We start from the raw sequence: 1219 nt of genomic DNA, 5'->3' as shown, positions 1-1219 counted from the left end.
CAGGGCGAGAGCGTGAATGAATTGTTAAATTGAGGCCAGTTGAGCAAGCCCTGCATCCAGTACCTTTTCCAGATATGGGCTGCTCATGCCCGCAAATTGCTGCTTCTTCCGCAAGCTTGCTTTACGACTGGTCTCGGCTCGCAGCATGTTCTGCGCCATGTGCCGTGCGCAGGCCAATATCTGAGGGGCATCACCTCGATATATCTGGCAAGCATCCTCATTCATCACGACATCCAGAACCCAGTGCAGGCTATTTTCAATTGCCCAGTGCCCTCGTACCGCTGAAGCAAACTGCTCTGGTGTCAGTTCTGCCGAGCTGATGTAGTAGCGATACTCCATCGAAAATTTTTCCATATTTTCAATTCGATAGGATATTGCGACACCAACAGTATTCAGTGCTTTCCACTCTGGAAATTGCTCTGATAGTGCTCCGGCTGGTAACACATGGTACTCGCGGCCATCGATGCGACCGTGCATTTCCTCGATACTGAGCGTTTCTTCACTCAGCGGCCTCTGCGTCGATTCGGCCAGAGCCGCTCGCACGGCATTATGCAACGTGGGTTGATTGCCTTTTACTGCCAGCAGGTAGTTGCCACCGCCTTTGACGATGGCTGAGGCTATCTCGGTCTGGCAGCCCATGGCATCTATGGATACCAAGCAGCCTTTTATATCGAGGAGTGCCAGTAATTCCGGAATGGCGGTGATTTCGTTGGACTTGGCATCCGTTTTGACTTGGCCGAGCACCAGACGATTCTGAGCGGCAAAGGCGCTGACCATATGAATGGTGGACTGACGACTGTTGCGGTCATAAGAGCTGCGTAAGGTCTTGCCATCGATGGCGATCAGCTCCCCATCGGTACGCTCAGATGTTGCCTGCATCCAGAGGACAAAGGCGTTTTGGAATTGCTCCGGCTGAATACGGGAGATGATCCTGGCTATGGTGTCGTGAACAGGTAATCCGTTAGAAAACAATCCATTACGCTGAAGCCATTCCAGATGCGCCTCGCCGAACAGCTCGATATCTTCCCAACCTTGGGCACCACCGATGGCGGCACAGACAGTCAAAAAAACCACATCAAAGAAGGGATATTCGATTTTGGTTGTCTGACGAGGGTCTTCAAGTTCAGAGAAGAATTGAGTAAATGCAGCATGGTGGTTCATAGAAACTCCCGTAAAAGAGAGTATAAGATCACACCCAGATCGGTCGGTCAAATCATCT

The 1219-nt window shown here is 51.1% G+C and carries 1 protein-coding gene; it reads right to left on the bottom strand.

Translation table 11 applies throughout. The features are described from left to right. Positions 1–24: 24 nt before the first annotated feature. Entirely contained in the window at positions 25–1161 is a 1137-nt protein-coding gene (locus ACYVG7_RS10305; protein ID WP_460883031.1) for an ISAs1 family transposase, read from the bottom strand. Positions 1162–1219: the final 58 nt, after the last annotated feature.

The organism is Pseudaeromonas pectinilytica, from assembly GCF_054780855.1.
Note: the sequence above shows the minus strand (reverse complement) of the source record. Positions and strands in the feature narration are given on the sequence as shown.

Bases quoted from the DNA above. Each gene is read 5' to 3' on its own strand.
- ACYVG7_RS10305 (WP_460883031.1), bottom strand. From the start codon at position 1,161: ATGAACCACCATGCTGCATTTACTCAATTCTTCTCTGAACTTGAAGAC.